This is a genomic window from Vibrio sp. 1978, from assembly GCF_033344345.1.
The window spans coordinates 405,626-423,362 of the sequence record NZ_JAWPOP010000001.1 but is presented as its reverse complement, the minus strand read 5'-3'; the positions used below and the strand labels follow the sequence as shown (position 1 = coordinate 423,362).

Sequence of the window (17,737 nt, the reverse complement as noted above, 5' to 3'; positions counted from 1 at the left end):
TAAGCGTTTTTTATAAAAAATAATAGTTAATATGAACCAACTCCCAATTATTATTGAGAGTGTAAAGGATGTTAAACTATTGAGACATCAAGTCCACTAGTTGTACCTTTAACAATAATTTCATCAAACGTCTTATCATTAAGAATTGCATGCAATATTTCATGAGAAATCTTCGGAAGCAATGTATTTTCTATGGTTGTTTGTACCACACGCGCACCACTGCCAGACTCATTGCTATTGTCTACAATATCATTAATTAGTTCCTCATCAAAAAACAGGTCAGCGTTATAGTGCTTACGAATACGAGTCGTAATTTTATCCAACTTTAATTTTGTTATTTCTATCAATACTTTTCTTGATAGAGGCAAATAAGGTAATACGTTCACACGCCCTAAAAATGCAGGTTTAAAGTCGACCAACAAATCATCGCGTAAAGCATCTTTTAGTGCTGACGGCTCAGGAGATAAATCAGGATCAGAATACAAAGACATCGTCGTTTCGGTCCCTGTGTTCGCGGTCATAATAATAATAGTGTTTTTAAAGTCTATATCTCGACCTTCACCGTCTTTAATTGAGCCTTTATCAAACACCTGATAAAAAATATCTTGAACACCAGGGTGCGCTTTTTCCATTTCATCGAGGAGAATTACACTATAAGGTTTACGTCTAACAGCTTCAGTCAGTACACCTCCTTCTCCATAACCGACATAACCAGGAGGAGAACCTAATAGCAATGAGACTTTATGCTCTTCCTTAAATTCCGACATATTGATAGTCGTGACATTTTCTTCACTACCATAGACTTTCTCTGCAATCGCCAAAGCCGATTCGGTTTTACCCACTCCGCTTGGTCCGGTTAGGAGAAATACACCATTTGGTCGTGTCTCATCCGTGAGCTGCGCACTCGCGGTTTTTATCACTTCAGACATGAGCTCTAAAGCGTGATCCTGCCCGACAACTCGCTTACACAAACTTTCTTTCAAACCCAATACTGCTTGGATTTCATCATCCTGAAGTTTACCTAGCGGTATACCGGTCCAATCCGAAATAACTTCTGCGATTAGCGCTTCATTTACATGCGAAAAAACTAAGGGCTGTGAGTTAGCGGAAAGGTTATTTTCAAGCTCTTGTAACTTGTCTCTAGCAGTTTCAGAACCCTCCTGGATTATTTGGGTTCTAAGTGACTTAGCTTCATTTACCCATTCTTTTTCTTTTTCCCAAAGTACTTCTAATTCAATAATGTCATTAGATAGCGCATCAATCTCTTTTCGGACACCTTGCAGCTGCACATCAAGAGATGCTCCTAGCCGACTCTCTTGGCTAAGATGCTCATACTCAGCTTGCTTTGCTTTAAGTTTGTTTCTTTTCGCATCTAGGCCTCCCGGTGTAGATGACTGACTTAACGCAACTCGAGAACAGGCCGTATCCAAAACAGAAACCGCTTTATCTGGCAGTTGACGACCATTAATGTATCGAGCTGACAGTTGGACCGCTGCATTGAGAGCTTGGTTAGTGATATGAACATCGTGGTGTTGTGCCATTACATCAAGTAAGCCTCGTAACATTTCGATCGCGAGTTCAGGGGCAGGCTCATCAACCTTTACGACTTGAAAACGCCTAGTTAAAGCTGCATCTTTTTCAAAATACTTTTTATACTCTGCCCACGTTGTTGCTGCGATCGTTCTGAGTTCACCTCTCGCTAATGCTGGCTTCAGAATATTCGCCGCATCACCTTGGCCCGCTTGCCCACCACCGCCAATTAGGCCATGAGCTTCATCAATGAACAATATAATAGGCTGTGGAGCGTCGTTTACTTCCTTAACAAGGTTCTTAAGCCTGTTTTCAAACTCACCTTTCATGCCTGCGCCGGCTTGCAGTAACGCCAAATCCAGAGACTTAATTGCCACATTTTGCAGAGCGGGAGGTACATCGCCATCAATGATCTTTTGCGCCAAACCTTCAACAACGGCTGTTTTTCCAACACCAGCTTCTCCCGTAAGAATCGGGTTGTTTTGTCGGCGTCTTAATAAAATATCGATCATTAGGCGAATTTCATTATCTCTACCAATCACCGGATCTATTTTACCTTCCCTAGCTTGCTCAGTAAGGTCTGTTGTAAATTGATTCAAGGCGGAATTCGCGTTTGACTGCGCTAAGTCATTCGATCTTGATTGAGGCGCATTACTTTCTTTAAAGTTCAATAAGCGAGATGGTTCTATCTTGTTTAGTTCAGGACTAATCGAACCAGCCATGTTGACTAACGTATCATCAGACAAGTAGGCAAATAAAAGATGGATGCACCCCAACTGTTCTTGATTGAATTCAATGGTTGCAGACAACAAGGCATTTTGCATAACAGTCACCGTATGAGCTGATAGCCCAGGCACCGACTGGCATCCTGTTTTGTATTTTTCTAATGCCTTTTGAATATCGGTTTCAACCTTGATTTTATCGACATCAAATTCGTCAAAAACTTCAGAGTAAATATCGTCAGGATGGCGGATAATCATCATTAACCAGTGAGACATTTCAATACTGTGATGAGTTCGGGAGCTTGCCATCGCAGCTGCCTGTTCAAGTGTTTCCTTAGCCTGAGGAGACAATCTTTCGACCAACGCTGAAAGTGAGAGTGAAGCCATTACATTTCCTTTAAATAGTAATTGTTATAGTTCGATCTTTTGTACGTTCGTGTTTTTTAAGCACAGAACCAATACCTAACTGCCCCTGCTGTTTCGATAAACAAGCTTGTGGTAGCAAACTATGTTTGGTGGTGAGCTGCCACTTCAGTTGTTTATGTTTTCCAATCAACTCATAAGCAGCGTTCTTAATGATTGCTATATTGGGTTGGTTAGGAAGCAATTTACTAACTAGCTGTTTATCTTTTGGCAGAAATTCTATTGTTGTCCCCGCGTTGATGTTCCATGCTTTCGAACCCAAAGACGCTCCTAAACCAAGTTGAGCAAACTGCCCTTCAGGCATAGTTCGGGATGCAAGGCGTGTTTGCTCTTCTTTCGTAAGGTGTAACCATTGTCCTTGAAATTCATGAACTTTTACTTGGCATCCAGATAAACATTCAAGAATACTTTTCAGTCCACCTTTACTTCTCACTGGTGAAGCAAACACACCACCATAGTGCCGGGACAGTGAACTCCCTTTCCCAGTTAATGCCGATTTACAGCTTTCTAACGGCGAACGCGCGCCCTGCGCATGCGCACGAGACTGAACAGTCAGCTGACTCAGTTGCCAACATCGATAATAAAGAGATAATAAGCGATGATTGAAAATATCGTAGAAGTCCACCATAGCCGTATCGCCTTCTTTTTGGCGATGTAAAGCTAATTCACTATAGTGCTGGGGAAGCACACCTTGCTCACCCGTTAGGCCTATTAAATTGGTCTCAATCTCTAACTTGCTGTCATCTATATTTTTCAGTTCACAAAGCTGAGCATTTTCAAAACCTAATGATGGATTAACCTTTAAGTTTAGCTTTTCATGCTTCGGTAACGCATCTGTTCCTATTTGCGCCTCTGCTTGCAGAACTTCGTGTTCAATAAGATGAATCGCTTCAAACAATGGATGTTGCTTTAATTCTCGATAAAATTGTTCCGCGCTCATAGCAACACCTTATCGCCAGTTAATGCGGGCCATAGGTGGAAAGACTTTCCCGTGGACTTAATTCTTATTTCTAACTGCGTAAAAATGTTAATTTCAGCATATTGCGAGAAGTAAACAGATAAAACACTACCTAAGAGAAAGATCTGCTCTTTAGGTAAAATTTGATCAGAAACCGTCAAAATAATTTTTATACCGTGCGCAAATCCAACTTTGCCTTTCTGACTAATTCTTCCTGTAGTAGGCTCAAACTCTAACTTAGTTAAAGCATCGATTACCGCTTTCGTTTCTGCTGTCCCAGAAAATGCATAGAGATTAAGGGTCTGCTTCAAAGTTGCTAAACCATCTTCCTCGGTAAAATGGTTTAAAGTTAAAAGCTTAGTTAACTGCCATCGTGTGCTTTCATCCATTTCTGGCCGAATAGTTTCTGATAAAGAAACTAAACAACGAACAGATTCGAAATTGTCATTTACCTCCGGTAAAGATACTTGCGGCAGCCCACCTCCAAATGGAAGTTTCTGCGCTAAGTTGCGGTTACAGCACTCAGCTTCCACGTACATTAACCAGTTTTCCCGGCTATCCGGGCTGAACAATTGATGTTTTTTATCAACAAAAGAAATGTAAGTTTCTCTACCTGGCTCATCATACCCACCAGCCCAGTTCTTATCCTCACGTCTCATCAACCAATAAATCTCACTAGTGTTTGTATAATGCGTGTGCTCACCAGCGTGATAACATGGCAAATTGTGGTACGTTTTGTTCCAGTTTCTCAACGTTACGTCAGAAATTGAGACAACCTCATTACTTTCAGATTCTTGGTATTGTGGAGACAAGTGGTAATCGTATTCAGTTGGTAGAATACGCTTAGGCTCCATAATACTTTTAAATAAGTTGATTACAGGCACACAACCTACCATTAAGCTTTCTTCGTCCACTTGCTTTGGAAGCCAGTCATCGTTGGTATCAAAGTAAAAATACAGTTCGACTTGCTCTCCAAGATCTAGCTCAGATAATCCAAGTTCGGTGATATCAAAGAACATAAACTTCTCAGGAAAGTGCAAATACTCAACAAGTAATCTTGCTCCTGAAAAGCTTCTTTTACTGTATGGCACAACTTTCTCATCTTCTGAAAATCCTACTTCAGAAAGATGTCTTTTGGTTAAAGGACGAACTTCTTTGCCATCCACAACAACAGATAAACCAATTAGGTTTTGAAACAGCATTTGGTAGAGCTTAAAAGTCAATTGAGATTGACCGTTTAAATAGAAGCGCAGCCGTTCTATCCCCATTTCACCAAGAGGAGTCTCTTCATCTTGAGCCGTGAGCTGTACTTTCAAAACTGAATGAGCATTGCTTTCCCATCGTGAGCCAACTGGCTTGAAAGGCGCATTTTTAAAAACGCCAGAGGTCACATCAACAGGATACATTCTGACCGGATAACAAGTTCTAAACTCGCATTCATGATATCCAGTAGCACCGATAACAACTCGCTCGCCTTCTTCTACATCAAAATAAGAGGAAGTGGAGTTAGAACAGCTCATTTTAATGACTGACATTGACGGGATTGGGGCGTGAAAATCCGGATATAACTGTCCCATCAAAGACTCTGTAAACTGAGGGTAACTATTGTCTAAGCTTTGTCTAATCCTTGCTGTTAGAAATGCGCAGCCTTCTAACAATCTTTCTACGTGTGGATCGTCAACCTGTTCCTCACTAATACGAAGTCTCGCGGCAATCTTGGGATACTGCTCACCAAACTCTTGCCCTTTGTGACGCAAATAAGCTAACTCGCGATTATAGTACTTGAGAAACTCTTCACTCATTTTGCTCTACTCAGTTTCATACCTAAATTTACCGGCTCTACTTCAGAATTGAATCGCACTTCATGAATACTGTTATCAATTAAGCAAGTGGCATTTATCTGTAACCTCAATACCCTATCAATAGCGTTTTTCTCGTCCGAAATCTGGACATGAGGGTTCCTTAACCTCGGCTCAAACTCTTTAATTGCATCATGAACGATGTCGCAAAGCTGATTCTGCCCTTCTTGGCTGCTATAGGGCATTGAGGAAAAATCTGGCAGCCCATAGTTCAATATTGAATAACGAACCTCTAGAAGATCATCAGGAATATTTTTCCATCCAATACGACTATTCAGCATCGACTCTAGATCTCTAAGTAAGCTGCTCAACATCTGTTGCTGGCTTGCAGGGAAGTCTTTCTCATCTCGAGTGAGAGGATCACTATCTATCAATTTGTCGAGCAGAGAAACGGTTAACGACATGATATTTCTACGCTATTTGTTTCTGTTCTAATAATGTAGTCAAATCACAGATTGGAAGCGCTGAGTCACCGACTAACCAACATTTTTGACCCAAGCCAACAAAAGATTCTTGCTCACCAATCTGCTTCCAATCCGTTTCTCGGCCTAACTTTTGTGCATCGGTCTCTGAGTCGACATACGTCAAAGGCATATGGCCTTCGCCTTCACCAAGTCCATCGATATCAAACTCGACAGGTCGCCAAATACTTTCTAACAAAGAAGTAGGTGCTTTAACTTCTAGCGTATGGATGCTCGATATGGGTACAAGAAAATAGTTACCTGCTGTAGAAAACAGTTCAATGTAACCACCTAAACGATCATCAATATCTCTAGCATCTTCGTAGTTTGTGCCGTTTACGTTAAACCCTTTAATAGTACGACGCTCTTCAATGCGATGCGATAGACGTGACGCTTCTTCGTACTCTTGATTTCCGAGAGCAAGATTAAATCGAACAAGCTCTTTAGTTAATTCCTCATCACCTAATACTTTGGCACTAGCCGCACCATTGATAAAATCCTTTCTAGCTTGAGCTGCTTTCACTAAATGTCGTAGCTGACTTGCACCAGGCAGATACTCAGGAAACAATTTAATCGATTGCATGAGCTGAGCGTCCGCACGCTCGAAGTCCCCATCAATGCAAAGAAGCTCAATGAAGGAACTTCTCAAGCTCGCATCTTTAGGGGTGGCTTTAATTTCATCAATTAATTGCTCTAGAGCGTGTTGCAATAGGCCTTGGGACAAAGCATTTTTCCATTGAGTCATTGTTATTTCCTTACACCATGTGCTCTGGTGATAATTCGGTAATTAATTTAATGCTAGATACCATTTGATCGAGTTGAAAATGCGGTCGCAAATGGATAACTGAGTAATAATGTCCAGGAGTTTCTCTTTTCTCTCGAACTGTAATTTTCGCTTCATTTAGGGGGTATTTAGCTCGAAGCTCATCAGACGCTTCATCTGATGCGGTAGTGTACTGGTGTAACCAGCGTTGAAAGTCACGCTCTAGGCTTTCTGCGTCTTGATACCCACCAATTTTGTCACGCCCCATAACCTTGAGATAATGTGCGACTCGCGATACACACAATGTGTATTGCAACATCGATGTCAGTTTTGCATTCGTTGAAATATGCTTTTCTGCGTATTGTTTGGGCTTGTAGAGAGATACATTCGAGGTCATCCCTACCATATCAGTCTCAGGTATTGGAGAAATAGAAATAAAACCGCACTCAGACAATTCTTGTTCTTTTCTCTCAGTGATTTTCAAGTTTAACGGACATCTTTCACGATCATTCTTGCCATTAACACGCATCGTGCTCCTTGTAGGAGCGACGATAATACCCTGACTGTAATCGCCTTGTTTAATCCCTCGCATATGCGTGAACCAACCATGTTCCTGAAATGCTCTAATTGATACAGCAGCAAAACAGTACGCACTACTCCCCCATAGCAAATCTCGGTTGGAGTCGTAGATGTGTTCTTGAAAATTGAATTTATCATTCCGCGAGCCATCACTTTTGTATGGCTGACGGAACAAGACGTTAGGTGCAGTCAAACCAATAAATTTAGCGTCATCGTTATCTCTCAAACTACGCCACTTTGCATAATCTTCCTGTTCAAATTGGGCTGCTATATCTCTTATCGCAGAGAGTTGAGCGAAACTATCAACACCAAACATCTCTGGCGATGCAGACATGATAAATGGGCTGAATGCTGCAGCTGCAGACTGAGAGATCTTACTCAACACAGACAGATCTCTATCAAAATAATTTTTACTAGGATCACAGCGAAGCTGATAATCTCCAACCACCACACCAAAGGGCTCTCCCCCTGCCATGCCATATTCATTTTGATAGAGCAACTTAAATAGTGCTGATTGGTCAAACTCGATGGCTTTTAAAGCATCTTTACTGATTTCATTCCATGTCGCCGTTAAAACCTTAACTTTTACAGAGTCCGATGAACGAGAATCAACCTGTTCACATAAATACCTAACTCCAACCCACCCCCTTTCGAGCTGTTGAAACTCAGGATGATGTAATATTTCATTTAGTTGAGATTCTAATAGCTCATCAATGCGGTTAATTGTGTTCATCACACTATGACGAAAGCTGTCCAAATCTCTTGAACGTGTACCTTCTAGCCAAATTCGAGCTGACGATACAAGATCAGAAGATTCATTGAATCGAGTCAACCACGGGCTATCAAGTTCAGCATAGCCTCCGGTACTGAACTCATGTTTTAGCTTGCTAGGGTCGCGAAAGTTAAGTGACACTGCTAATTCCATCTAGAACATAAAGATTGGTCATGGCTGGCCTTTCGACCAGCCAATTCATTTCTTATCCACCTGACTGAGGGATCTTTGCCACAAGTCGCAAAGATGTGGTCAGTTCTTCCATTTGTAACCAAGGCTTCAGCCATGCTACGGCATTGTAAGAACCAGGTGCGCCAGGAATTTCCTTAACCTGAACACGAGCGTCTGCTAGAGGGTATTTCGCTCTGATCTCTTGACCACCGCCTTCAGAAGCATTGACGTAACCTAGGATCCAGCGGTTCAGCCAAGACTCAACGTCTTCTGCTTCCATAAAGCTACCAATTTTATCTCGAGCCATTACTTTCAAATAATGCGCAAAACGAGATGTTGCCATCATATAAGGTAGGCGGGCAGAAATGGCCGCATTGGCCGTTGCTTCAGGGGATTCATGGTTCGCTGGTTTTTGACAGGTTTGCGCACCAAAGAACACTGCATAGTTGGTGTTTTTGTAGTGACAAAGCGGTAAGAAACCAAGCTTACCAAGCTCCGCCTCACGTCTGTCGGTAATACCAATCTCTGTTGGGCACTTCATATCAGGGTCGCCATCATCACTCATGAAGAAATGCGTTGGCAAGTTATCCACTCGACCGCCGCCTTCTGCACCACGGATGGCAGTACAAAATCCATATTTTGAAAATGCGTCGGTTAACTTAACACCAAGAACATACGAAGAGTTCATCCAACAGTAGTCGTTATGTTCAGCGTTAACAGCAATACCTGAAACAGGATCTACTTCGAACTCTTCAAACCCAAACTCTTCGACTGGAGCGGTAGCTTGTCCGTATGGCAAACGAGCAAGGACTTTTGGCATCGTCAGACTAACGAAGCGCGAATCGGCACTCTCGCGGAACGAACGCCATTGGGCGTATTCTAGTGATTCAAATACCTTATCTAGGTCGCGTGGTTTTGACAACTCAGTCCACTCATCAAAGCCGAATAGTGCTGGTGAAGCCGCGGACAAGAATGGAGAGAAGCCAGAAGCCGCTACATTTGACATTAGGCGTAACGACTCAATATCTTCTGGGTGGTTGGTAAACTCATAGTCTCCAATCAATGCACCATACGGTTCACCACCAGCACTACCAAACTCAGACTCGTAAACCTTTTTAAAGATCTGGCTTTGATCAAACTCAACAGCTTTGCTCAAGTCTTTATGTAGCTCTTTCTTGGTCATGCTCATCATGCGAACTTTCAGAGTAGAGCTGGTCTCTGAATTCATCACTAGATAATTTAAGCCGCGCCAAGAACCTTCGAGTTTCTGTAATTCTGGGTGATGCATTACTTCAGACAACTGATCAGAAATCTGCCTATCGAGCAAATTAATCGCTTCACGAAAAGTTACTGTTAGGTTTTTGTTCCAAGTAACTGTCCCTTTCATTGCTTCTTCAGCGAGCGTTTTAATCAGCTCCTCAGCACGAGAAGCTTCGGTCTGCTTAGTCGCACCAATAGCTTGATCTAAGAATGAAGTTGTCTGTTCATTAACAGTTGGATCTAACTGTTTTTCAGCTTCAGTCGTCATTATTCCGCTCCTTCAGTACTGTCTGACTTCGCTTTCTTGCCAAGATCTAACTCGCCTGCAAGTCTTGCCAGATTGTCTGTATTGTTCAAAACATCCTCTAGGATATTTTCAAGCTCTTCTGAGCGGTCAACTTTTGTCATCAAATCACGCAGTTTATTACGCGTTTCCATCAATTGGCGTAGTGGATCAACTTGATTTACGATCGCAGCAGGCTCAAAGTCTTGCATTGATTTAAAGTTTAAATCGACCTCAAACTGTGAATCGTCATTCGCAAGCTTATTCGCAACTTTAAACTTCACCGATGGATTCATTTTTTTGAGTACATCGTCAAAGTTATCTCGATCGATCTGAATAAAACGGCGGTCTTTTAATGGCTTCAACGCTTCTGTGTTTTGACCAGCGAAGTCACCCATTACACCTACAACAAAAGGCAGTTCTTTCTTAAGAGTCGTACCTTCAGTTTCAACATCATAGGTAATGTGGACACGAGGCTTCCGTACTCGTGATAGTTTCGAGTGGATACTCGTCATACCATTCTCCCTTTATTAATTTTCATTTTGTTCTGCTATGCCAACCAAACGGAAGTAGCTTTTCTTTGCATCCCCGTCGGAGATAAGTTCCGCCAGTAACTCCGGCAGAGGCATCCCACACCAACGAATAATCTGTTCGATGGAGTAAGAAACTGGTGAGTGAGGTTCACTCTCTCGGAAGAAATCAGCTACTTGCTGCAATTGTCTAATTGCCTGCTCTCGTGATTTCATGTTTGTCGCTAATAATGCATCACAACTTTGTGAACTTAACGGTTGTTCAGAAGAAGATTCATCAAGATCCTCTAGCTCTTCAAACACGGCTTGTGGTTGATTGAAACGATCTCCTAGAAGGTGCTTTAATGCCGAGTGTATTGATTCGAGTCTTTTTGATATATAAGAGCTAGGAGTCACATCACCGACCGCTTCGTCTAATCGCTGACTGAATTCATTAAATGATTCTGTAGCGAACTCCAAATCCGTGATTAATTCTTGATAAAACGTATCAGAAGTCGACTTAACCGTAGTTATAATTTCAGGTAGCTCAACAGCCCCAAGCTCGACTCGATTTCGGCGCTTATCTTCGTCTAAGCGCTCAAGCTCTATAGCTTGCTGATATTCCCAATAGGCATAAGCTTGCTCCACGCCTAAGTCAGTCAATGGTATACAAGCAATTGGAAAAATAAGTGTTCCTTCACTATCGATACCATTGAGGCCAATAATCGCCGATATTCTTGTCTCAATACCATCTTCATCAGGCATTGGGTACAGATCATCCCAAAAGTTCTCAATTAAACTGGTTGCGAGTTTGTAGCCAACGCCCATACCACGAAAACCATACAATCGAGTTAGGGCTTCTATAAGCCAGGCAACAAATTCCAAATCTTTAGACTGATTCGTGAGTATTTCTGGGACATCTTCAATAAATACTCGCCATAAATTACTGTGGGTATAGATACTTTCTTCTTCTATAAGAGCATTACGTTCAGCGTTGCGGGCGGCCATACGCTGATCTTTCAACCGATAGTAAGAAGACTGTGGTGATACATCCTCTCTAGGATCAATACCTGTAGGATTTTCTTGAGATATAGGAGCCAACGCTTGTTCATACCAATCAAACATTTCATTACTCATAAGCTCTCCCTCTTAGAAAGACAGGTATCGTCGCGTCTTCTCTAGTTACTGTTTCGCACTCCGTTTGCGCTTGGCGAACTTTGATCAAAGCACAAGTTACGTTATCACTTGCGCCCCGAACCAAAGCCGAATGCATGAGAGCTAATCCAGCTTGGTTGACTGAGTCTGCATACAATGTCCGATGAATTTCATCACTCGTAAGTTCCTTAGAGAGTCCATCGCTACAGAGTAGAAACTGATCGCCGTCAGCCAACTGCCCTGAAACTTGATCAATAGTGACACTTTCGTCGACCCCAACAGCTCTGGTAATAACATTTGCAAGAGGGTGCGATTCGGCATCTTCAAATGCCAATAAGCCCTGATCCACTAAGTCCATGACTTGACTATGATCACGTGTTTTTTGGACAAAATTACCACTTCTAAGCTGGTAAATTCGGCTATCACCCACCCAAAGACAGTGGTAATACCCATCCTGAATAAACAACAAAACAAGTGTTGTTCCCATCGTTTTACCGTCTAAGTGATTTTGTGCGTATTGGTAAATTTCTAAGTTCGCTTCTTGAACCACTCTTCGGATATCATCGATATTAGTATTGGAGACATCCTGCATGTGGCGCGCGACTCTATCCACTAGCATCTGGCTTGCTATATCGCCAGCACTGTGTCCACCCATTCCATCGGCAACCACCCAAATATGCTGTTCTGTCATATCCAACAGAGCATCCTCGTTATAAGGGCGTACTTTTCCTGCGTGCGATTTAGCAAAGGTAAAATAGTTCCAATTCATTCTTCTATCCTACCAATTCCACTTTTTCCAGCCGCCATCAAGCATGGCTGAAAACTGACCAATTGAAGGAAATCCACTAGTAATGAACATGCATGGTTCAACCTTCGTTGAACCTTCAGTCCACCAAAAACATGGTTTACTCAATTTTTCTTTAATGAGGTAATTCAAAAGCGTGTTTTGATCAGTATTGCCGTGATCATGAAAAACTGTAGATATTTGGCTTTGATAAAGAAACTCTAGAGGCTTCACTTCACTTGTTACATTCGCAACGAGGTCATTTTTTTCTTGAGTACTCTTATGCCAAACATCAAAGACAAAGTCGTCCTCAAGTACTGAAAGAGCAAGAGCGGCACTGTCCTCGGTCCAAGCTCTGTCACCCCAATATTGCGCAGCTTCACCTTTTACGGCACGAGCTATAGTAAAGAAAAAGTATCTACCGCATGCATCAACACTAGGAATCATGCTACCAATGTAGGTTGAGTCTTCTAAATAGCTAATATCCAAAGCAAAGTGCCACACAGGAGCCGTTAAAAAGTGCTCATTCCAGCTTTCACCCAGTTGTTCCCTGCTGACTGCAATAACCGCCTGTTGCCAATCATGCCAACGCTCCGAGAAATCTTGTGATAAACCATCTTTCACAAAGTCCCCTTTTGCAGGCATTTTACCGATATAGCCCCAGCCTGATGTTATAAGGTTCGTGGACATCTGAACCTCTCCATTTCATTTGACCAAAACGGATTAATGGCACTAGAAGGAATAAGCTCTAGCTGCACCTTATTTCCCTTTAAATCAATCATAACTATATTGTCTTTACGCGATTCTGGCCTTGCTTTAAGTGATTGATCCAAAAGCTTGAATATGCCCCACTCACCTTCATAGGTATGCGCAATTTCGCGTTTAGATTCAGGTGGTGTGAACACAATTCGAGTCTGATCTTGACCGGCAGGCCAACTCAACGATTTAGCTCTTGCTGGTCCATGCTTATAAACCAAATCTTGTCCACCCAACTCTAAGACAAATCGAGTAATGTGCTGGTCTAGATAAACAGGCTTCATCCCAAACTCTACGCGTAATGAATTATCAGATTCAAAGAAAGACTGCCTGATACGTTGCGCTCTTTGAAAGACCATTAGTGTTTCTGGACGAACTCCAATTTCCTTTTCTAATCGCCAACGACTTTTCGAAGTATCCACAAACGGTTCGAGGTATTCTTGGAAGAATGCGTCAAGCGTACCTCCATAACCAAAGAATCGCTTAAAGTCTTTCAATCTAACTTCTTTGCTCGCGTTGGGCTCGAATGGATATCTGCCAGCAATAGTCCGCTGATAAGGGCGGACCACCTGTGTTACCCAAAGTTGATTTAGATGATCCTTCGAACCGCTCTCCGCAAACTTAACCGACTCTTGAGAAAGCTCACCTAGCCATTGATTAAATGGTCTCGGCAAAAGTTCTTTAGCACGAGCAAAGGAAGCTGCGACATCTTGTGTAACGGTTCCATCTAAAATACTTTTGTAGGCAATTTTCTGATTGTTACCAGAGCTTGATAAGTCACTTAAATACGAACGCAAGTTAACCATTGCTTGTTGAATATCATCAAAGTCTTGCTCACCAAGGCGTAAGATCTCTGAAAAATGCGATTCGACTTCTTTACCTGGCAGAGCAACATTGAAACCGTTTTCTTCAGGTAAATACATGTCTAGTCTATCTGCCGTATTTGAAAACTTAACTTTGGCAACTTTACCAGCAACTTCAGAAGCGGCTTTTTGATTTTCTGACAATGATACTTTTGATAGAGCAACCTCTTTTTGGATTGCTCTCAACAAAGATTCGATTGGTCTTTCAACTCCAGATAAAACCCTCGCTTGCTCTGTCGCAAGTTCTAGGCTCGGAGCCTGCTTCAATTGAATATCTTCGATCAACGTTTTCCATTCATTAACATAATCTTGATAGTATCGTGACTGAACGCCTTGGATGGCACTATCTTGATCAATTTCATGAGCCTTAAGATCGTCACCATAAACCCAGTTCTCTTCCATTAGGCTTTTTACTGTACGGTTGATCTGAATCTGAAAAATGCTATGAAAACCATTGTACGTGTAGAAGCCCGAAATGCCTTGTGATAGCGGTTTTCCACTCGCTCGCTCGAACTGCTCAAGCCCTTTAGGTCCCAATACATCAGTCAAGCGAAATGAAGGTACATGACTCTTAGAAAATTGTATTTTCATTCGCTGATAAGCACGTTCAGGTAGAGACATTTGAGTCAACACTTCTCGAGCACTCGTCACAGCAGCAGTGTTGTAAGTAAAGCCTTGTCCATCGTTGCCTAATAAATATTGAGTGTGCTGTAGCAAGCGTCTTCTTAAGTCTACGTTTAGCTCACCCGGATATTGACGTTCGAAATAAAAGTTAAACCAAGCCAACACTTCATCTTGTTGATATTTGTCTGGATTGAATAACATCAAATACGTTTTTAACGTTTCGTACAAATACTCACGATGCTGTTGATTGCTCTCCATTTCTGACACCAAGCTATCAAGAAGCAGAGGGGCGTAATATTGGGTCAAAGCATCAGAATATGCATTGTTTGCCGCCTGAGACACTTTGTCTCCTTGATAGAGACCAAACCTCTTTACAGAGTCGGCATCACCGTAGTCGCTTTGCTTTCCGAGAGGAAGCGTCATCAACCTATCTAATGTTTCTACAGCTGAAACAATATCCGTTTCAAAATCTAAACTTTGAGCGCCAATCATTGCATCAATATGGCTCGCTTGTTCATTGGTATCGACAATTAACTGTGAGTTCCACTTATAACTCATAAACCAAAGCGCAGAAGCTCCTAGCAGTAGCGTTGTACATCCAATGTAAACACCTCGACGCATCCAACCTGACTGCTTTTGATAGTGACGATTAACTGTTCCTAACAGTTGCTCTTTGAAAATAACCTTGTCAAAAAGATTCTTTACGAAATAACTATGAGAACCAGTCTGACTCTTTGCTAGAGCTAAACGATTTAACCCAAGTCCATTGGTTGATTCATTCATCAGCTTATCGACTGGTAAGCCTTCTTGAACCGAACTCAACATAAACACACCACGAATCAAGGCAGGCTCTTCAAAACTGTTTTGTGCAAAAATTTCAGCTAAAAACTCGTCAAGATTAGCTTGTAGCACTCTTAATTGCTTTGGAAACTCAAAGATAAGCGCGCGTTTATCTAAATCGTCCTCTGTTTCAAGTATTCTAAGCATACGGGCATCAAGGCGCTCCAACATGCCATGAAATTCTTTGTTGAATAGAGAAATAACGCCTCTTTCATCATCCACTTCACGAGGGAACATGAAACCAAATAATTCCTCTCGCTCTTCCTTACTTAAATCGGCAAAAAACTCATTGAAACCGGCAACTAAATCCATTTTGGTGAGCAATACGTAAATCGGAAACTGCATGCCTAACTGGTTTTTCAGTTCTTGAAGTCTCGACTTAATTGCTCGAGCATGAAGACTTCGCTCGGTTCGAGTCTGAGACATCACGCTGGCTAAACTTATCGTAACAATCGCACCATTAATTGGTCTTTGCGTTCTATACTTTTTCAACAATCCTAAGAAACCATGCCACGCTTTAGAGTCGACCTTTTCTTGACTGTCTTGTGTCGTATACCGGCCAGCCGTATCTATAAGAACTGCTTTATTTGCAAACCACCAATCACAGTGGCGAGTGCCACCTACACCGGCAATAGAGTCAGAGCCAAGGCTGTCTCCTAATGGAAACTCTAACCCCGACTGCTTTAATACAGTTGTTTTCCCCGTTCCAGGAGGGCCAATCAACACATACCACGGTAAGTCATACAAGCTTCTCTTGCCTTTGTGTGTTTTCGTCACTACTTTGACAGCTTGCTCAATACGCTCGCGCATTAAGTCAATTTCACTTGCCGCTTCTTTATCTGATAGGCTATCAACCTCAAGCAACGTTTGAATACTTTCGTCTTCTCTCACCTTTTGCTTATGCTGCTTGGTAACGTTAAATATCGCCCAAAGCAACACCAACACTAGAATAGTGACTAGCCGTTGAAAGTCACTCTTTAGGGGCTCATATCCCGCTATCGCAATAAGTGGACCAACAACCCAAATGAAAATAGAACAAGCAGCGACACCTATAAGACCGAGAAACCATCTTTGAGTAAATATTCTGCCAATTTCTTTAATACGCATCTCTATCTACCTATTATTAATTCGCGACAAGAAGGTCGATTTCAATCCGGCGGTTAATAGCTCGGTTTTCATCACTACTGTTTTCAACTAATGGTCTTGCATCCCCCAATCCCTCGGGTATCACTCGCCCTTCTAATGCACTATTCGAGATCAGTTGTTCAGACATAGCAGTGGCTCGAGCTAATGATAGGTGCCAGTTCGAGGGATATTTACTCGTGAAAATAGGCCTATCGTCGGTGTGACCAGTAACAATGATCTTGCCTTGGGTCGACTCCAATGTTCTCGCAAGCTTAGAAATAACGGGTTGGATGTAAGCGACAACATCAGCACTACCTGATTCAAATAGATCTTGAGACTTTAACGAAATTCTTACCCTGTCTTGCAGCGGCTCAACATTGATTAGCCCCTTACCGATCTCAGTTGCTAGATACATTGAAATCTTTTCTGCAATTGGCGCTGATTTTGATTCTGACGTTGCATCTTGGTTAAGTTGTTGCGGTTGAATCAAATTGACTAATTGAGAAAAGGTGCGATTGGATGCCTTATTTAGCTCATAACTAAAATACATATATATGCAGACCAATAGTGCCGCCGTTACAGAACATACAACCCAAAGAGGAGCTCTATCAGAAGCCTTTGAGCCATTCAAAATGTGTTGGTCGATACTATTGCTTAGTTCCTGAGGGACTCCTCTCCCATAAGTCTTAAGAGTAGCAATAACCTGTCTTCTCAATTTCCGGTGCGATTCCAGTCCATTTTTTTCTAAACGGTATTGACCCAGAAACCCGAGAGATAAGCACACATACATTAGTTCAAGCAAATCTAAGTTCACATCTGGTTTCGCCATGCACTTATCAAGATGCTTAAAGAACGCTTCCCCACCTTGACTGCTAGCATAGAAGGAGCTAAGTAATGAATCGTGACTCCAGAATGAATTCCCACCCCAATTGGTGTTAAGGACAACTTCATCTAGTGAACAGCATAAACAATAACGAGCTGTATCAATGGTATCCAAATCAACGTCATGCTGACGTAATCGGTTCTCATAATCTCTAAGCTTTTGTGCCAATGTCTCTTTTAGAAACAACGGATCGGAATGAGTCGCTGTCGAGCGAATTTGACCGATAATAGATAACAGGCCATTCGCCTCTGCTAGTAGAGAGTTATTCCCATAAGCGACCACTGAATCATTGTTCACCAATTCAGGACTTTTTGAGATAACTACGGTATTATCCACAGACTTTTCTGATTGTGGTTTCGATGCGGGTGCTCTTCCACCCGGTGTTGGTTTTACTATCGTTTGTTCCATACAGAGCGC

Annotated in this window: 13 protein-coding genes; all 13 read right to left on the bottom strand. The window is 42.1% G+C overall.

All coding sequences use genetic code 11. From position 1 onward, the window contains the following. Positions 1 to 71: 71 nt before the first annotated feature. The 13 genes from tssH to tssL are packed head-to-tail and all read right to left on the bottom strand — an operon-like array spanning position 72 to position 17,728. Positions 72 to 2,639 carry a type VI secretion system ATPase TssH gene (gene tssH, locus R8N49_RS01845; protein WP_017820212.1) on the bottom strand — a complete coding sequence of 856 codons (2,568 nt, stop codon included), beginning with the start codon at positions 2,637 to 2,639 and terminating at the stop codon, positions 72 to 74. 10 nt (positions 2,640 to 2,649) lie between these two features. Beyond that, positions 2,650 to 3,615 carry a type VI secretion system baseplate subunit TssG gene (tssG, locus tag R8N49_RS01840; protein ID WP_005375963.1) on the bottom strand — a complete coding sequence of 322 codons (966 nt, stop codon included), beginning with the start codon at positions 3,613 to 3,615 and terminating at the stop codon, positions 2,650 to 2,652. After that, entirely contained in the window at positions 3,612 to 5,435 is a 1,824-nt protein-coding gene (tssF, locus tag R8N49_RS01835) for a type VI secretion system baseplate subunit TssF (RefSeq protein ID WP_017820213.1), read from the bottom strand. Before tssF ends, tssG begins: the two co-directional genes overlap by 4 nt. Further along, on the bottom strand, positions 5,432 to 5,896 hold the full coding sequence (gene tssE, locus R8N49_RS01830; protein WP_017635621.1) for a type VI secretion system baseplate subunit TssE: 465 nt from the start codon (positions 5,894 to 5,896) through the stop codon (positions 5,432 to 5,434). The genes tssF and tssE overlap by 4 nt, the downstream gene beginning before the upstream one ends. 7 nt (positions 5,897 to 5,903) lie before the next feature. Next, positions 5,904 to 6,698 (bottom strand): type VI secretion system accessory protein TagJ, encoded by a 795-nt coding sequence (locus tag R8N49_RS01825; RefSeq protein ID WP_017820215.1) that lies wholly within the window; start codon positions 6,696 to 6,698, stop codon positions 5,904 to 5,906. 10 nt (positions 6,699 to 6,708) lie between these two features. Continuing rightward, complete coding sequence (gene tssC, locus R8N49_RS01820) at positions 6,709 to 8,220, bottom strand: type VI secretion system contractile sheath large subunit (RefSeq protein ID WP_132936420.1); 1,512 nt, start codon at positions 8,218 to 8,220, stop codon at positions 6,709 to 6,711. 52 nt (positions 8,221 to 8,272) lie between these two features. Then, positions 8,273 to 9,766, bottom strand: a complete 1,494-nt coding sequence (tssC, locus tag R8N49_RS01815) for a type VI secretion system contractile sheath large subunit (RefSeq protein WP_005375950.1) — start codon at positions 9,764 to 9,766, stop codon at positions 8,273 to 8,275. After that, positions 9,766 to 10,296, bottom strand: a complete 531-nt coding sequence (tssB, locus tag R8N49_RS01810; protein ID WP_005375949.1) for a type VI secretion system contractile sheath small subunit — start codon at positions 10,294 to 10,296, stop codon at positions 9,766 to 9,768. Before tssB ends, tssC (R8N49_RS01815) begins: the two co-directional genes overlap by 1 nt. 15 nt (positions 10,297 to 10,311) lie before the next feature. Next, positions 10,312 to 11,427: a type VI secretion system protein TssA gene (gene tssA, locus R8N49_RS01805; protein WP_186585263.1), complete on the bottom strand. Its 1,116-nt coding sequence runs from the start codon at positions 11,425 to 11,427 to the stop codon at positions 10,312 to 10,314. Further along, positions 11,420 to 12,214 carry a PP2C family protein-serine/threonine phosphatase gene (locus tag R8N49_RS01800; RefSeq protein WP_005375947.1) on the bottom strand — a complete coding sequence of 265 codons (795 nt, stop codon included), beginning with the start codon at positions 12,212 to 12,214 and terminating at the stop codon, positions 11,420 to 11,422. Before R8N49_RS01800 ends, tssA begins: the two co-directional genes overlap by 8 nt. A 9-nt stretch (positions 12,215 to 12,223) precedes the next feature. Beyond that, a complete protein-coding gene (tagF, locus tag R8N49_RS01795; protein WP_005375944.1) occupies positions 12,224 to 12,919 on the bottom strand; it encodes a type VI secretion system-associated protein TagF in 696 nt (231 codons plus the stop codon). After that, positions 12,901 to 16,419 carry a type VI secretion system membrane subunit TssM gene (tssM, locus tag R8N49_RS01790; protein ID WP_258490114.1) on the bottom strand — a complete coding sequence of 1,173 codons (3,519 nt, stop codon included), beginning with the start codon at positions 16,417 to 16,419 and terminating at the stop codon, positions 12,901 to 12,903. The genes tagF and tssM overlap by 19 nt, the downstream gene beginning before the upstream one ends. Positions 16,420 to 16,435: 16 nt before the next feature. Continuing rightward, positions 16,436 to 17,728 (bottom strand): type VI secretion system protein TssL, long form, encoded by a 1,293-nt coding sequence (gene tssL / locus R8N49_RS01785; protein WP_005375939.1) that lies wholly within the window; start codon positions 17,726 to 17,728, stop codon positions 16,436 to 16,438. Positions 17,729 to 17,737: the final 9 nt, after the last annotated feature.

Coding starts and splice junctions, on each gene's coding strand:
- tssH (WP_017820212.1), bottom strand. CDS start 2,639: ATGGCTTCACTCTCACTTTCAGCGTTGGTCGAAAGATTGTCTCCTCAG.
- tssG (WP_005375963.1), bottom strand. CDS start 3,615: ATGAGCGCGGAACAATTTTATCGAGAATTAAAGCAACATCCATTGTTT.
- tssF (WP_017820213.1), bottom strand. CDS start 5,435: ATGAGTGAAGAGTTTCTCAAGTACTATAATCGCGAGTTAGCTTATTTG.
- tssE (WP_017635621.1), bottom strand. CDS start 5,896: ATGTCGTTAACCGTTTCTCTGCTCGACAAATTGATAGATAGTGATCCT.
- R8N49_RS01825 (WP_017820215.1), bottom strand. CDS start 6,698: ATGACTCAATGGAAAAATGCTTTGTCCCAAGGCCTATTGCAACACGCT.
- tssC (WP_132936420.1), bottom strand. CDS start 8,220: ATGGAATTAGCAGTGTCACTTAACTTTCGCGACCCTAGCAAGCTAAAA.
- tssC (WP_005375950.1), bottom strand. CDS start 9,766: ATGACGACTGAAGCTGAAAAACAGTTAGATCCAACTGTTAATGAACAG.
- tssB (WP_005375949.1), bottom strand. CDS start 10,296: ATGACGAGTATCCACTCGAAACTATCACGAGTACGGAAGCCTCGTGTC.
- tssA (WP_186585263.1), bottom strand. CDS start 11,427: ATGAGTAATGAAATGTTTGATTGGTATGAACAAGCGTTGGCTCCTATA.
- R8N49_RS01800 (WP_005375947.1), bottom strand. CDS start 12,214: ATGAATTGGAACTATTTTACCTTTGCTAAATCGCACGCAGGAAAAGTA.
- tagF (WP_005375944.1), bottom strand. CDS start 12,919: ATGTCCACGAACCTTATAACATCAGGCTGGGGCTATATCGGTAAAATG.
- tssM (WP_258490114.1), bottom strand. CDS start 16,419: ATGCGTATTAAAGAAATTGGCAGAATATTTACTCAAAGATGGTTTCTC.
- tssL (WP_005375939.1), bottom strand. CDS start 17,728: ATGGAACAAACGATAGTAAAACCAACACCGGGTGGAAGAGCACCCGCA.